The 15,621-nt window shown below is 36.0% G+C and carries 12 protein-coding genes and 1 pseudogene; 10 read left to right on the forward strand and 3 right to left on the reverse strand.

What is annotated here, in order from left to right:
- Positions 1–390: 390 nt before the first annotated feature.
- Positions 391–2,166 carry a DNA/RNA non-specific endonuclease gene (locus TR08_RS18045; protein ID WP_045520541.1) on the reverse strand — a complete coding sequence of 592 codons (1,776 nt, stop codon included), beginning with the start codon at positions 2,164–2,166 and terminating at the stop codon, positions 391–393.
- Positions 2,167–2,238: 72 nt separating this feature from the next.
- On the reverse strand, positions 2,239–2,910 hold the full coding sequence (locus tag TR08_RS18050) for a M12 family metallopeptidase (protein ID WP_045520542.1): 672 nt from the start codon (positions 2,908–2,910) through the stop codon (positions 2,239–2,241).
- Positions 2,911–4,295: 1,385 nt separating this feature from the next.
- Between TR08_RS18050 and TR08_RS18055 the strand changes: the two genes are divergently transcribed.
- The 6 genes from TR08_RS18055 (at position 4,296) to TR08_RS18080 (ending at position 11,644) form a co-directional block, all read left to right on the forward strand.
- A complete protein-coding gene (locus TR08_RS18055; RefSeq protein ID WP_045520543.1) occupies positions 4,296–6,995 on the forward strand; it encodes a DUF3289 family protein in 2,700 nt (899 codons plus the stop codon).
- A 22-nt stretch (positions 6,996–7,017) separates the two neighbouring features.
- On the forward strand, positions 7,018–7,509 hold the full coding sequence (locus TR08_RS18060; protein WP_045520545.1) for a hypothetical protein: 492 nt from the start codon (positions 7,018–7,020) through the stop codon (positions 7,507–7,509).
- 677 nt (positions 7,510–8,186) lie between these two features.
- Positions 8,187–8,372, forward strand: a complete 186-nt coding sequence (locus tag TR08_RS18065) for a hypothetical protein (RefSeq protein ID WP_045520547.1) — start codon at positions 8,187–8,189, stop codon at positions 8,370–8,372.
- A 245-nt stretch (positions 8,373–8,617) separates the two neighbouring features.
- Positions 8,618–8,806: a hypothetical protein gene (locus tag TR08_RS18070; RefSeq protein WP_045520549.1), complete on the forward strand. Its 189-nt coding sequence runs from the start codon at positions 8,618–8,620 to the stop codon at positions 8,804–8,806.
- A gap of 28 nt (positions 8,807–8,834) precedes the next feature.
- Entirely contained in the window at positions 8,835–9,278 is a 444-nt protein-coding gene (locus tag TR08_RS18075) for a hypothetical protein (protein ID WP_238579174.1), read from the forward strand.
- Between the two features lie 269 nt (positions 9,279–9,547).
- Positions 9,548–11,644: a chitobiase/beta-hexosaminidase C-terminal domain-containing protein gene (locus TR08_RS18080; protein WP_052427512.1), complete on the forward strand. Its 2,097-nt coding sequence runs from the start codon at positions 9,548–9,550 to the stop codon at positions 11,642–11,644.
- Positions 11,645–11,934: 290 nt separating this feature from the next.
- Here TR08_RS18080 and TR08_RS33260 read toward each other — a convergent pair.
- Positions 11,935–12,030 (reverse strand): annotated as a pseudogene (locus TR08_RS33260) (alpha/beta hydrolase fold domain-containing protein); the annotation flags it as partial.
- A gap of 294 nt (positions 12,031–12,324) precedes the next feature.
- Here TR08_RS33260 and TR08_RS31190 point away from each other — a divergent pair.
- From TR08_RS31190 to TR08_RS18095, 4 genes are all read left to right on the forward strand, one after another.
- Positions 12,325–12,465 (forward strand): YrzI family small protein, encoded by a 141-nt coding sequence (locus TR08_RS31190; RefSeq protein ID WP_081954545.1) that lies wholly within the window; start codon positions 12,325–12,327, stop codon positions 12,463–12,465.
- A gap of 182 nt (positions 12,466–12,647) precedes the next feature.
- Complete coding sequence (locus tag TR08_RS18085; protein WP_045520550.1) at positions 12,648–14,024, forward strand: MFS transporter; 1,377 nt, start codon at positions 12,648–12,650, stop codon at positions 14,022–14,024.
- 145 nt (positions 14,025–14,169) lie between these two features.
- Positions 14,170–14,487 carry a luciferase domain-containing protein gene (locus tag TR08_RS18090; RefSeq protein ID WP_045520551.1) on the forward strand — a complete coding sequence of 106 codons (318 nt, stop codon included), beginning with the start codon at positions 14,170–14,172 and terminating at the stop codon, positions 14,485–14,487.
- A 344-nt stretch (positions 14,488–14,831) separates the two neighbouring features.
- A complete protein-coding gene (locus TR08_RS18095; RefSeq protein WP_045520556.1) occupies positions 14,832–15,032 on the forward strand; it encodes a glycine zipper domain-containing protein in 201 nt (66 codons plus the stop codon).
- Positions 15,033–15,621 lie beyond the last annotated feature (589 nt).

A 15,621-nucleotide genomic window follows, 5' to 3' on the forward strand; every position in this document is an offset into this window, starting at 1 on the left:
CATATTAGTTAGCTTTTCGCAAATCAAAATATTGAACTGTTTTACCATCTCGATCAATCTGCTTTTAAAGTTTTATTCATCTAAAGCCACCGTGTGACTTAGATACCGACAGCTAAACAGTTCGCCCTCTACTTGTAGAAACATATTTGAGACTGGTTGGACATAGATCTCGTATAACAAGCGAAGCTATGACACTGCAAGAAGGATTAGGGGTACAGTTGAATTATTTGTTGGAGGAGGAGATTTAAAAACGAATCCAGTCGTTGGTCTGGATGTAGCAAAACCTCCGGCATTGTTATCAGTATTAATAAAATCAAAAAGGCTCGGATTAAATACCAAGCCTTTTTTTGTAATGACATCGCAAATATAACGTTAATAGTTCTTTCTACATTAGAAGACTATATCTTCAAAATTATTAATAACGTGACCTATTTTAGTCATTTCGGTTCGCTCAATTGGATCATAATTTCGTAAGTTTCCAAAGTCAAGACCCGTTAAGCTTTCAATAGTCGCAATTCGAACTTGATATGTTTTATATTTTCCATATTCAAATTCCAAATCCTTTATTAAACTTTTTTGAGTCTGCAAATATGCTGTCGCAGATAATTTTCCGTCTTTCTTAGCTATGACAACGACCTTCCAAAATTCTGCAGGTATTTGAACATTTCGATATATTATATCGTCAGCCCGAAATACTGGACCAGTAAACACTGTTACTTTTAAATTAAATTTATCTGCGTTTTTTAAAATGTAATCTTCTAGCTCCAGCCATGTTTTTTGATTTAAGTCTTTATGTTGAGGAGAGGCATTCGTATAATAAAATGTATCTTTATTTGCCTCATTTGCGACTTCTCCCCAAACAGGGTCTCTTCTGCGTACCAGATGTCCTTTATCAATATCATTATCATCGTAAAGTTCTTTACCACATTGATATTCCTTACTAATGCGTGGGTCAAGCTGCCATTCGTTTTCACGACCAATACTCACTAGTTGGTTTCCGTCAATATTAACTGCAGTATAATAAGCAAGACGACGGGACTTACTCATAACAATTGAAAAGTGTGTATAATTTAACACGGAATTACCGTTACTCAGTGTTACTATGTCTTGTTTAAGGTCGGATCGAAATTTCGGATGGGGAACTTCATAGTTATCCCCAAGAAATTTAGTGTCATAACCAGTTGAACTTTCGCGCCATTCTTCGGATTTTGGATCAATAATTCCAAAATTCTTCACGATGCCATTAATTAAATTTTTCTTCTTATCACTTAAGTTTGAGCTTTGCTCCATAATAAATTTTAGGATACTACTTATTCGAATACCTTCGTTAGAAATGTACATAGTATTGTCATTTGGGTCTGGGACTCCGGCATGATGGAGAGCAACAACCATCCATTCATCGTTAAACACAGGAGAGCCAGATGATCCTGGTTGGGTATCTGTAGAGTAATGAATATAATCATCAAATATATCTGTAATTTTGTTTTCTCTAATGGCTACAGCTTTTGGTGCACCTGATGGATGTTGAATAACTGATCCATATTCACCAACTAAAACTTTCCCTCTCTGCGGTAGAAGCGGTAAAAATCCAAAATCACTTGATTTTGTTCCATCAGCTGACACTTCTTCTATCGCTACTAGTGTAAAATCCAATTCCTGATTAGTAATAAATAAACAATTTGGCTTAAATCGGAAGCTTTTAATCGGACGTTCCTTTCGATCTAGATCCAATTCATAGTTAAATTGTGCAACACTAAACAAAGCTGAATCTTCGTTTTCTAAGACATGATTATTTGTCAATAATAAAGAGGATGAAACAAGAAAACCTGTACCGTGTCCGAGAATTCGTCCTATGCTATCACGTACCTCAATTCTACAAATAGGTTTAGCTGCTTTAAGCCCTGCCTCAAGAAAAGAGATAGGAAATAAATCGTTCTTACCAATGAGACGTTCAAAAGCCAGCCCATCACGTGGATTAATGATTTTCGTTCGATAAGCAACTCGCTCTGGTGTAGCTATTTCTAAAGGATTTTTAGTTTGTAATTCATCAGCAATTCGTTCGCGTTCGCCAGAGCGTTCAATATAGCGTTTTAATGCTTGTTGTTGCTGCAAATCTACAAGCTCTCCATTCATGTTTTTAAACTCATCAAATCGTATAATTGACATGTTTACTCTCCTTAAAGTACGTAAATATATATTTTAGATTTATTTGTTATTGTAGACAGTTTTTTTCTATTACTAATGAGGATACATTTTTTGAATAAATTCCTTGTCCTTTTCGGAGAGTATTACACCTCCAACAACCTCATAGTCGCCAATTGTATGCTTGTTAGGAATAGTATAAAGCATAATAGATGTCGGATCAAAATCTGTAAAGCTAGTGATGTCTGTACTGTATCTAGCAAAAAGATTATTATCTACTTCTTCTTTACTCCAATTATTTGGAGGTCCCATATAGTAGTTATAAACAGCCTCTTTATCCCATGGTATATTTGCGGTAGGGTTTTGATGTTCATGGATACATCCTAATGCATGCCCAAATTCATGTAATACAACTCTTGAATATTCTGTGTCAGGAGTATTTGGATCTAACCATCCATAATTCATTGTAGCTTTATCAATATCAATTTCCTTGCAATATGTTCCAATATAAGACCAACTGCCGTCATTCTCATCAAAAGAAATACGTATTTCAGCATCAGGTTTATTACCAAATTTAAACTTAATGTTTGCGTATTCTTCCCATTTTTTTGCATATTTTTTAACCTTTTCTTGTACTTCAGGTATTCCTTCCAGGAAACGAACATGAATCGTTTGTCCTGGCTCCCATAAATATTTGTTTACTGCTGCTATTTCTTTATAGGATTCAGGAGAAAGTTTATCAATACAAACTTTTACTTTTTCAGGCATGAGACCAACCTCCTTATTAAATGACTTAAATATTTTATTACGTTATATAGAATGTTCAATATAATTAAAAATAAATTGGAGTATTTAGGGAAATGTTGTTCGCGTAATCATTTAGAAGATACAGAAAATAAGAAAGTAATGGGGTTTGTACAATGGGCTTTTGGTTTTGGAATAGCATCGATATTTTTGAACTTAATCGGGTGGACGGTGTCATTGATTATAAGAGCAACCTTATTATATTTTTAGTTTGATCTACATTTTTTCAACTGTGGGTGACAATCCTCATTTTGACTAAGAAGTTATTTGTCTGTACCGAATTGTTGATCTTGAACACGAACAAATCGGGTCGTATTACTTGTGCCACTTTGCCCAGCCCAAGTAATCTAGCTGCCAGTTGCAAAGTAGTGGGAGAGGATTTCATCAATGTCTGTATTTTCTTGTATCATAGGGCTGCATTCCTTTACTATGAATTCTATTGTGTTTGAAGATAGTCTATCATGTGATAAAACACATGACTACAATTAATAAAGGTGCCTGATACTTGTCGGAGGTGACTAAATTCGACTAGTGACACAGGTGCCTTTTTAAATGCGGATACATTTTTTCTATGATAATTTTCATAGAAAAGGATAATCTGAAGCTTTATATAAAAATATACAATATAGGAAATCTTTACCTTATAATCACAAAATAAACAAATTAAAATAGAAATAGTTAATTATTGGCTGCGGTTAATCCTATGAACAAAAAAAAGATCAAAGGAGCTAGACGATCATCTGCCAATTAAACTTGACCGAATAGCTCGTCTGATAAAAGATGGACGATTCAGCTTAACGCCACTTTTATAAGCACTAAGACAATAGAATGACACAGAGAAGCTGGCGCTATTTTCACCATCCTACCTAGAGTTGCTATTGGAGCACCGCTAGCCTTTGCTTTATGACTAGACCGAACTAAGGAATGTAGGCAAAGAGACATGGGAGGGTACGTCACCATAAGCTGCGCAGAGATCTATTGTGCATCACATACTGATCCACCCACCACAAACCAAGTTTATCCGATGGCGTTGGAGTAGCGTACATAGCTACTGTAATAGTTTCACAGATTTATAAAATACTGTTGATCAGGTGTCGAAAAATATTATTTTGACACCACTCCAACGTGGAAAACCGTTGATAGATTACTATTTATAGAGGGAGGTGATTTAATGCCATAATCTCAAGGATTTTGACAGTTTTTCTTCGGATGGGAACGACTATACCGTATGCTTCGATCATTAAACCAAATAAGTTTTATATGTATCCACCATAGTAAATGCATGCAGCTTCTCTCAATACAGTTATATTTTTATAGCTTAAATGAATATTTTAATAAAGGAGATTTTCATGTTGAAAAATAAAGTAAAAAGTATGGTGAATATTTTTTTGAGCTCTGCCATTGTTTTCGGCGGAATTGGGCAAACAGTGGTGGCCAAGGGTAATAACGATGCTAAGATTCCTAGTGAGGAAAATGTAAAACAGTGGTTAAGTGAATATGAATTCTATGAGGATACTAGAGATGGATTAATCTATGAGAAGGTAGCAATAAATGAATTAAAGCGTTTCGTAACAGTCATAAAAGAAAAGAATGCTAAGTTAGATTCTAATACACTAGATAATCTGACTGTGGAATTTGAGAAGACCGGAGACTTTAAGCAAACCGATATGAATGAACTTGAAATGTTTGAACAATTGATTAACCAATATGAACAAGCAGTTCAAGAGGAGTATATAAAAGAGGTTGTTCCAAAAAGTGATCTGCTCCTGAATATCAAACATAAGTTAACAATATATCTATGGGGCTATGCATCAAATAACGATTTTAATGAACCAACTGAAGTATTACTTGCAGATATACTCTTTAATTTTTATTTATCGGATAAAATTGTCAATAAAAATGCTATTGGCATCTTAAAGGATATCTCTGATCAATCGGATGAAAATGGAAATAAAATCAACGCTCATTTGGATAACGCTATGAAAATGTCTGAAAAAGGTAATGAGTTTCTAGAAAAAGATCTAGGTATCCCTGCAGCAAAGTCCTATCAAAATGCATATAAACAAGCGTTATTCGGACTTGAAAAAGCAGGCTATACATTTAACACAGAATTCTTTGAATCTACCTCTGACACGGACGGTGACACGATAACAGATGGAATAGAATTCCAAGAAGGAATGAATCCATTTAAAATGGATACAGATGGGGATGGATTAAAGGATAATATTGAATATGAGATTAAATCATCTATTTCACCAACAAAATATGATACAGATCAAAATGGCATAAGTGACGCAGATGAAGATAGCGATGGAGACGGCCTGATTAATAAAGATGAGCAGGTTTATCAAACAGCTTTGATGAAGAAAGATTCCGACCAAGATAGTTTAACGGACGGATTTGAAGTACAACAGTTTGATTCATTACCTAATAAGGATGATACAGATAGCGATGGATTAAGTGATGGAGATGAATTTGCTTTAAAGACAAATCCGAATGCTGCAGACAGTGATAATGACGAGACCACGGATTCACAAGAACTCCATAAACAATCTATTCATCAATCATTTAATCAGCCTGATAAATCAGAAATTACTAGTGTAGAAGTTAGTTTTAGTGCAAAGGATAATATTAATAAAACTACTAGAATTACAACAAACAAAGGCAATATGAAAACAGCTAATTTATACGGTCTCATTGGTTCTCCTGTAAGGATCAATACTCAATCAGAATTTGATAAAGCAAGCATTATCTTTACTTATGATGAAGCACAGCTAGGGGACACATCGGAACAAGATTTAGGCGTCATTTGGTATAATGATGAGAAGGAAATGTTTGAAAGCCTTACCTCTGTGTTAAATACAAGTAAGAATACAATCAGTATAGAAACTACTCAGCTTAGTGAATATATGATTGTTGATAAGAAAAAATGGCTGGAGCTTTGGAATAAGGAAACGGGCTCCTCCAATAAGCTTGATGTTAATAGAGATGATCCAGGTGATGGAGAGCTAGATTCAGATGGGGATGGATTATCCGATACTTATGAAATAGAAGGAATGAAAACACCATACGGAATCATCTACACGAATCCTGGCATGAAAGATACTGACGGAGATGGATTAACCGATGGGCAAGAAATGGGTCCATTCAGAACATTCACGTTTGAGTTTTTTGGAATTACGATTCATTTTGAAGGTTTCTTTCCAACCAGTTTACCTGACCAAAAAGATAGTGATGGAGATGGAATTTTTGATAATGAGGATTCAAGACCGTTGAACTCTGATTTATCCAATTTAGTCATTTTTCAATCAGATCGACCAGAAGGCTATGATGAAAATGGAAATGTAGCGAATGATATGACAACAAATGATTATACAGGAGATGAAATGACAGACATTAGCTGGATGTTCAATTTTCAATTACTAGAATCATATTTCCCAGGTATTCTCTTTGATGAGTTCGAGACCATGTCCACAAGCTTATTTTCTACGGGGGAAATGGAAGATGTTGTTTTAGATATGATTGATCATTTTGAGGAGGGAACTGGTACACCGTATAGTAATCAGACTTTAACTAAAAAAGCTAGAGAGCATGAGACAACAAAAGCCTATGTTGACTATGTCAAAAATGCTTTAGTTGATGAGCTAAAGAAAAATGGAGGAAATTTGGGAGCACTTCGGTTTGATAAAAGTACAAAAGCAACGAATACATTTTATCAAAATATACAGGATAATGCTTCTTACCCGACGTTTAGCAGCTGGGGTGATAGAATAGGCGGACTTACCATTACGGTAAATGATACGTGGGGGAATACGATATCCGTAAAAGATTTTTCAGTAGAGAACAATCACTTTGAAGGTGTCATGCATGTTCGTTTATATGATCATTTTGGGTTAGATCAGCCAGATGTAGAGAAAATGTATGTCAACTTAGCAGGATTTCGTTCTTGGTTTGTCTTACAGCATTATGAAGATTATGATGGAGAATATAAACCTTTTGTTAGTTTAATGGAAATGGATATACCATTCGAGGGGGAATTGAGCAATTAAAGTTAATTTAAAAATTCTAGTTTTGATTATTGGTATATTCTTCATTGTATTATACTTAATTGGATGTACAAAGAATGAGGAATCAAGCGGGGATACAAAGATTTTTGAAATTGCCAATACAGAACAGGTCGTTGGTAAAAAGGATGAAGAAGTGGTGACTCTTAGAAAGCATTACATGATTCTGAATCCACCAAAAGATTTAAAAGATTTGAAAGAATTAGTTGAAAAATACATTAAGAATCATCCAGTTGAAGGTGAAATGAAAGTAATAGAAGGAAAAAATAGATTTTTTTATATGTCCTTCTATAGGGAAAGTGACGATTTGCCAAGAGACTGGCAGCCTGATGAAAGTTACATGAATACGGATCGGATGGAACATCATAAACATGATCTCATTGCATCAATCATTTGGTCAGATGCTGAACCACAAAAAGAGTACAATGTTTATGATAAGAGTAAGGAAGGAAAGGTCCTGAAGCGGATGCATTTTATTGAGGATAAGCTTGTTGAATGATACACTATCCAACATATAAAACAGATATGCTAAACACAGACCACCGGTACTTTTGTACGATTTATCGGACTATAGCACGAGAATATGCCATAATAACAAGTGTTTTCTACTTCAGTAGAAGGCGCTTTTTTTTATTATTAATACGTTTATCGTACCAGGAGGTGGTGCTGTTTTATATGCGTTGTTTGAATACCGGCTTACCCTTGTTCAATAATAGGGGGCTTTTATTTAGGATGACACAAGCCCATTCGGATTGACAAGAATGTTGGATGCGTTAAGATCGCCGTGAATGAGTTGATGTGGTAATTGCTTTAACATGGGAAATTGCTCCATCAAGGTTACAAGCTGTTCGGAAATAACCCGTAATTCTGAAACACTACTGTGACAATAACCATTGTCATGATGCTATTTAAGTTGTTAAATTGGTTGCTAATTAAATATTGATTTTAACTTTTGGTTAGTAAATCAAAAAGTGGTTCAATTCTTATAAACAGAATTGAACCTTTTTTTGTGTTCTGTTAATGATCAAACTTGTGATTTTCCCTTTTTCATTTTAAATAGTAGGTGAAAGTAATGACCCATTCGATGGAACCCGAAATTTAAGTTTTAACATAATTGACATATATGTAATGTGAATGACATATAATCTAACAATCACGTAGGAAGGAGGGGGAAAGATGGATAATCGAATTTTTTTATTCCTTGCTGCAATTTTTTCAGGTTTTGCACTTATTAAAGCTCCTTTAGCTGATTCATTTCTTGAAAGCATTTCACCATTTACTAATATTCTTGGCTTACTTACTGTTCTAGTCTTCTCACTTGTTTTAATTTATAAGGGTGTAAGAGGTTTGTTTAGTAAGTAAAAAAATTATGGTACCAATTTAAAAGAGGTCCCAGGGAACAAATCCTGGGACTTCTTTTAATCTATAGTAAGATCATAGGGCCTTCGAATCTAATTTTATGTTTCCAAGTTAAATGCAAGATAGTTGATATTTTTTTCAGATGAGGCCAGTGCTCATGTCTAAAAGCTACACAGTTATAACATTTTGGTGTTTTTTATTAATGTAAGCGCATACATTGTTAGTATACAATGGAGGTGAAACCTTAGATGTATATTTATGGAAAAGATTATATCAAATATTTAAACGATGACAGTACTGGACTATTAACATACGACCAATGGAAAAATAAAAGCAGTCCACAGGGCTCCGATAAACAGATTTCATCCGAAAGGGTCGAAACAACTAGGTATGCTGAAGGATACTATTCTCCAAATGTTCAAAATAAAAATAAATAGTTTGATTGAATGACATGGCGGAGCACTCGTGATGATTGGAAAATCCATAGAAGAAAATGAGGTACTGAATAATATTGTACAAGCCGAGCCCATTCTGAATCAATCACTAATAGAAGTGATCAACGATTTAGAAGAATCGTTTTCCGATAGACTTCTCCGGTTTATTGACGAAAAGGGAATGACAGATGTTCAGACATACAAACGGGCCACTATCGATCGACGTTTGTTTTCTAAGATCCGTAATGAAGAGGGATATACTCCTAAAAAGAAAACCGTGATCGCTTTTACGATTTCCTTGAAGCTTAACGTGGATGTAACGAATGAATTGCTATCTGCTGGTGGTTACACTTTGTCCCACAGCAGCAAGTTTGATGTCATCATTGAATATTTTATTAAAGAAGGCAGCTACAGCATCCATGAAATTAATGAAGCATTGCTTACCTTTGAAAAGCACAAATTGAGCATGCATTAAAGCTCTTAAACCCTTTATATATAATCATTCGAAACCTCTGACAATCATAATGTCAGGGGTTTTTCTTGCTTTTTTGACGGGCAAACCACCCCTTTTTTATCACCAAAAAATTAGGTAAGAAAAAATTCTAGAGTGAGAAGAGGATAAACAGAAATTTAATAGGGAATTGTAAACTACGATTAAGGTGAGATAAAAGAATGGCATATACTTAATAATTAATCAAAAAGCAATGATTAACATGAAAAATAGTATAGGAGAGATAAAAGAAGATGGAAAAACAACGAAAAAAAACATTTAGCTTGTTACTCATTCTGGTAATGAACTTTGGTCTTTTTACTTTATCTAATTCAAGCGTTTCGAATGCGGCCCAAATTATTTCGATTACAGAAACCACTGCTAATAACAGTGGAACCTTAACGAGGGAAAGGGTTCAGGATATAAAAGCCTCTCCTGCTCCAGGAACAGTTGCACCCGGGACTGAAGTGACATTATCAACTGAGACCCCTGATATTATCATCTATTATACAACCGATGGCAGTACTCCAACGGAATCAAGTACAAAATATACCGGTCCAATAATTATAAAAGAAGCAGTACAAATTAAATCCATCGCTGTAAAAATGGGCCTAGAGAATAGTGAGATAGCTTCTTTTCATTACACCATTGAAAAGGATGTTATCAGCATTCATGACATTCAGGGGGAGGGGCATTACTCCCCATATGCAGGGCAAAATGTAACAAATATTGTTGGGCTAGTGACCTTTGTAGCAGATAACAATAACTTCTATATACAGGAATTAAAGCCTGATAAAAATGATAAAACAGCTGAAGGTATATTAGTTTATCAAATGCCTCATGGAGTTAAGGTTGGAGATGTCGTAAAAGTCAGCGGCCAGGTTAAGGAATGTATATTAGAGGGCTACGAGGATAAACTTAAAACCGATTTGCCTGTAACAAAAATTAATGCAAACGCCATACAAGTTACCACAAGCAACCAGAAGCTCCCCTTACCAGTTGTTATCGGGAAAGACCGTATCCCGCCTACAGAGGTAATCGATAATGACAGCTTCTCTGTTTTTGATCCTGATGAAGATGGGATTGACTTCTATGAGAGCTTAGAGGGGATGCTTGTCCAAATAGAAAATGCAAAAATTGTTGCGCCACAGAAGCACGGTGAAATTGTTGTTATTCCTGGAACAATGAAAACAAATACAAAGGCTGGGGGTCTGCGTATATCTGAAAATGACTTTAACCCCGAAAGAATCGCTATCAATATAAATGACAAAAGCTTTGTTACTAAAATGGGCGATCGCTTTGAAGGTCCGATAAAAGGAGTTATTAGCCATAGCTACAGTAACTTTAAAGTACTAAGTAAAAAAGAGGAATTACCTAAGCTTGTACAAGGTTCAAATGAAAGGGAAATAACGACAATTATTCCTGATCCTAAAAAAATAACTATTGCATCTTATAATGTAGAAAATTTTTCAACCCGATCCAAAGACTCAAAAGTCACAAGACTAGCAGAAGCTATTGTAAAGAACATGAAACAGCCAGATATTATCGGCCTGATTGAGGTACAAGATAATGATGGACCAACAGACAGCTGCACGACTGATGCAAGCAAGAGTGCAGCAGTATTGATAACTAAAATTAAGTCACTAGGTGGACACGAATACCTCTATACGGATATCGAACCAGAAGACAAAGCGGATGGTGGGGAGCCTGGAGGAAATATCCGTGTAGGATTTCTGTATAATCCAGACCGTGTATCGCTTATGAAAGGCACAAAAGGAACTGCGACACAAGCAATCGGCTTTGAAAACCATAGGCTGACTCTAAACCCTGGCCGTATCGACCCAACCAATTCAGCCTTCCATTCAAGTCGAAAACCATTAGCAGCTCAGTTCAAATTTAATGGGAAAGACGTTATTGTAGTTGCTAACCATTTTAACTCTAAGGGTGGGGACAATCCGTTATTTGGAAAAGTACAGCCTCCTGTATTTCATAGTGAAGAGCAGAGAATTAAAATGGCAAATGTCGTCAATAGCTTTGTAAAGGATATTCAGTCAAAGAAAAAAGATGCGAATATTGTTTTATTAGGGGATTTTAATGATTTCGAGTTCTCTAACCCTTTATTAACATTAAAAGGAAAAGAATTAATAAATATGATTGAGAAGGTTCCAGCAGAAGAGCGTTATACCTATAACCATGAGGGAAATGCACAGGTGCTTGACCATGTTCTTGTATCAAATAATATGGCGGCAAATACGCAGGTGGATATTATCCATATTAATTCAGGATTTATGGAGAAACATGGCCGTGCAAGCGACCATGACCCTGTTTTAATTCAAACTCTTGTGAAATAAGGAGATTGATTCCTGTTTAAAATAGCGAGGATTTAGGTTTGATAAAGGAAAAAAGCTTTTAGACATTGCCATATTGGCTCTATGTCGATAAGCTTTTTTTCCTTTCTTTGATTAGGATAGCTTTTTTTTAGGTGCTACTAGACTCGAGGTTCGTGAAATATATTCAAAAAATATCAAAGTGATTAGAACATCATTGGAAGTATAAATAATATCTGAAAGAAAAATGACACGAGTGACGTAGTTATGGGCATTGTGCGTTCTAGCACCAATCCCGCTAAATAGAGTAACAAACCTTCATCACGCAACGGACCAAAACCTGCCGTGATCACGAGCGCTGGCGGAAGTCCGCTTAAGTCTTCTGCCAATAATGGCGAAGCATACGGATTTCCATCAGGCAGTAAATGCTCTTAAGCAAGCTTTAATGCTGTAAACACTATATAGATAGAATATGAGTTTAGTAGGTTGACTCAAAAGCCGTTTCCAGTCAGGCAACGGCTTTTTGGTTTGAAGAACAGTTACTACAACTAAAGTTGTAGTAAGAATTCAATAAAATTATTGATGGGAAAATGTATTTAATTCAGTAAGATGTAATTACGAGCTAAAAGATATTTATTCATTTAAAAAAATTTGAATTTAAATACTGAATAGAAATGATCAAATTGAGGGAGGTGAACGGAGCCATGATGCTTAATATTTTCTATTTAACCATCACGGTCCAAAGACGTGAAATAAGCGCAGAAAAAGCTTTCCATCAAGAACAGGTTGAAAAACTTTATGAGCAAAACAAAGAATGGCAGGTTATGGTGCATCACTTATTATAAAATGGCTTGGTCCAATAATAATTTTCCTAACGTGTCTTCTGGAGACACTTATCATGGAGAGTGTGCAAATACTCACTAGACTTTAAACTCCCTAGTTATTCTGCTTACAATGTGACAGTTAATACTGACAGACATTAAGACTTTTTTTTAATAAGTATTTAATTGAAGGGTGGTTATTGAAAATGGAAAAGGAAGAATTTCAACAGACTGGAAAGAAATTAATGAGCATTTTGATGTTCACACTTGTCCTATCAGCGATGAGCGTATTGATGTTCAACTTCGACCTTCCCGAAATTAGTAAAGCTTTTGATCTTACTACTGCTCAAGTAAGCTGGGTCACTTCATCGTACGCTTTGATTTACGGAATAGGAACGGTCATATACGGGAAGCTGGCAGACCGATATAAGCTTAAAAATTTGCTAACGTTTGGATTGTTATTATTTGCTGTCGGTTCAATGATTGGCCTTGTATCCCAAACTTTCGGAATGGTGCTAGTTGGAAGGTGCATCCAGGCAGTAGGAGCTGCTGTTATCCCAGCAACAGCTATGATGATTCCATTGCGCTACTTTCCTCCTGAGCGGAGAGGTTCAGCTATGGGTACAGCGTTTGTAGGTTTGGCTCTCGGCAGCGCTCTTGGTCCGGTTATTTCTGCATTCATTGTAAGCTTTGCGCATTGGCGCTGGTTATTCTGTATTCCTCTCTTGATTTTAATTACATTGCCCTTTTATCGTAAAAATTTGGGGGATGAACAGGGGGAACCCGGAAAACTTGACTGGGTTGGCGGAGGTTTTCTGGCTGCTGCATTAACCTTGCTTCTTTTGAGCGTTACGACTGGTACCTGGTGGTTTACTATTGGCGGATTACTCGCTTTAGCGCTGTTCATCATACGGATTCGTTCGGTTTCCGAGCCGTTTATTAAACCTAAGCTTTTTACAAATAAGGACTATACTCTAAGACTTGCCATAACTTTTCTAATCAGTGGAATTGGATTTTCCCTTTATTTTCTAAGTCCATTGCTTTTAGCTCATGTGCATCATCTGTCATCTAGTTGGATCAGTTTTGCGATGGTTCCTGCTGCAGCAGCCTCAGCAATTCTTGGGAGAAAAGGTGGTAAACTGGCAGACTTGAAAGGGAATTCGTATCTCTACTTTGTTGCATCTGGATTGTTATTGACCTGTTTTATTTTGCTTTCGACCTTCACGGGAATATCTCCCGTATTCATTGCTATCTTTTTGATTTTCGGTAACGTTGGGCAAACCTTTATGATGATTGCGATGTCGAATTCAGTCTCCATGACCTTGCCAAAGGAACAGGCTGGAGTGGGAATGGGACTTTTATCCATGCTGAATTTCATTGCAGGGGGAATGGCTTCTGGGGTTTACGGTAAGGTGGTGGATTTTGGTTCCAATGAAAATTGGAACCCGGCAAATATCTATCCAAACGGTATCATTTACGGCAATATATTTCTCGTTCTTGCGGTATTGCATGTAGGCATACTGTTATTGTACTATTTCAAGTTTGGAAGAGCAGAGAGAAAAAGCATCCAGTTTGAAGGCTGAAGTTAGATTAAATTAGCTTCACTCTTACTCATTTTTGGAGGAGATTAAAATGACAACAATTTAACATTTGTTTTCGTTGGTAGCCATATCAATATAGAAATCTATTATTAATAATCATTTTAAATGTAGAAAGGTGAGGAGAAAGATGATACTTGATTCGTTAAGACAGGAGCTTCTTAGCTGGGAAGGTGTTAGCGAGCACGAGCATCGGTTTGGTGGAGTGGAATTTCGCTTTAAAAATAAAGAATTAGGTCATTTGCATGGTGAGAAGCTTGCTGACTTTCCTTTTCCTAAATCCGTTAGAGATGAACTCATTCAGGCAAAACTAGCAGAACCACATCATGTTCTTCCGAACTCTGGATGGGTAAGTTTTCGGATCAAAGGAGAGCAGGATATTCCTCATTTATTTAAATTGTTCAAAATGCAATATGACAGAATCGCAAATAAGGATGCTCGAACATGATGTTAAGAAGTAGAGTCATCGTTTAGATTTAACGACTCTTGTTTTATTTTTAAGTGGTGAAGTATTTTTACATTAAAAATTAGCTGTTTTTTATAACCCCGTCCTAACTTAGAACGGGGTTATGCTTGTTTGAGGTTTTAAATTTAATAGCATTATTGTCACTTTACACTAGTACCAAATAGTTACTGCTTTTTTATAGGCGTCACTATTAGGAATCGCGTGTATTCCCTGAGCTTGTGCTTTGCGCGGGTCTAAGTCATATACCATTGGTGTATAACATGAAGATGGCCCCTTGTTAACGACCCCATTTCCTCCTGACTATCAAAAAAGAGGGAGTGAGAAGGATGACTGAAAACAACAAACGTAATCGTGATGGTGGAGACCCTGGTGAAGCTGTAGGAACCGGGGTTGGTGCTGTTGCTGGTGCTGCCGCGGGTTCAGTTTTAGGTCCCATTGGCACCGCTGCAGGTGCTGTTGCTGGTGGTGCCGTGGGCAACAAGATCGGTGAGCGTGCCAACGACGACGACACGAACCGAACCAGATAGAACTAAGTATAGTTCCCTGTAACCTAAAGATTAGAAACGGTAATTTATAATTACCAATAGCAGCTAAAAAGCTTGAGGGAAATTTATCCTCAAGCTTTTTGGATTATGTCTATATAGGTTCACTTGTGGTTAATATAATCTTTGTTGAATTTAATTTCCTTGAATAATATTTCTGTTCCTCTTGTTAAAATTATCATCACAGCAGCAAAAGCATAGTTAACAAAAGTCCATGTGTAGCTTTAAAAAAAGGTCGGTAATTTATAAAAAAATTTGATCAAAAATCCTGTTTTGAAATGCAGGATTTTTTTGTTCAGTGATCGGGCCATTTTATTGCACAACACCTTTAAAGAAATTTGGTAATCTATGTTAAAGTTTAGAAGAGATTGTGAAGGTTTTGACATTCTATTATTCTCAAATAGATAGGTTTCACAGACAATGCTATGCATCAGCATTTTGTAAGTTTTAGTATATTAGACGATATTAATCCATCTCTGAAGAAAAGAATAATAAAATTAGCCTAACAATGGTAATTCAAAATCTTCGCCTCCCTAAATAGTTCATAAGAAGGTATATTTATGAATAATTGGAA

The sequence above is a fragment of the Neobacillus niacini genome, from assembly GCF_000759675.1.
GTDB lineage: Bacteria > Bacillota > Bacilli > Bacillales > Cytobacillaceae > Neobacillus > Neobacillus niacini_A.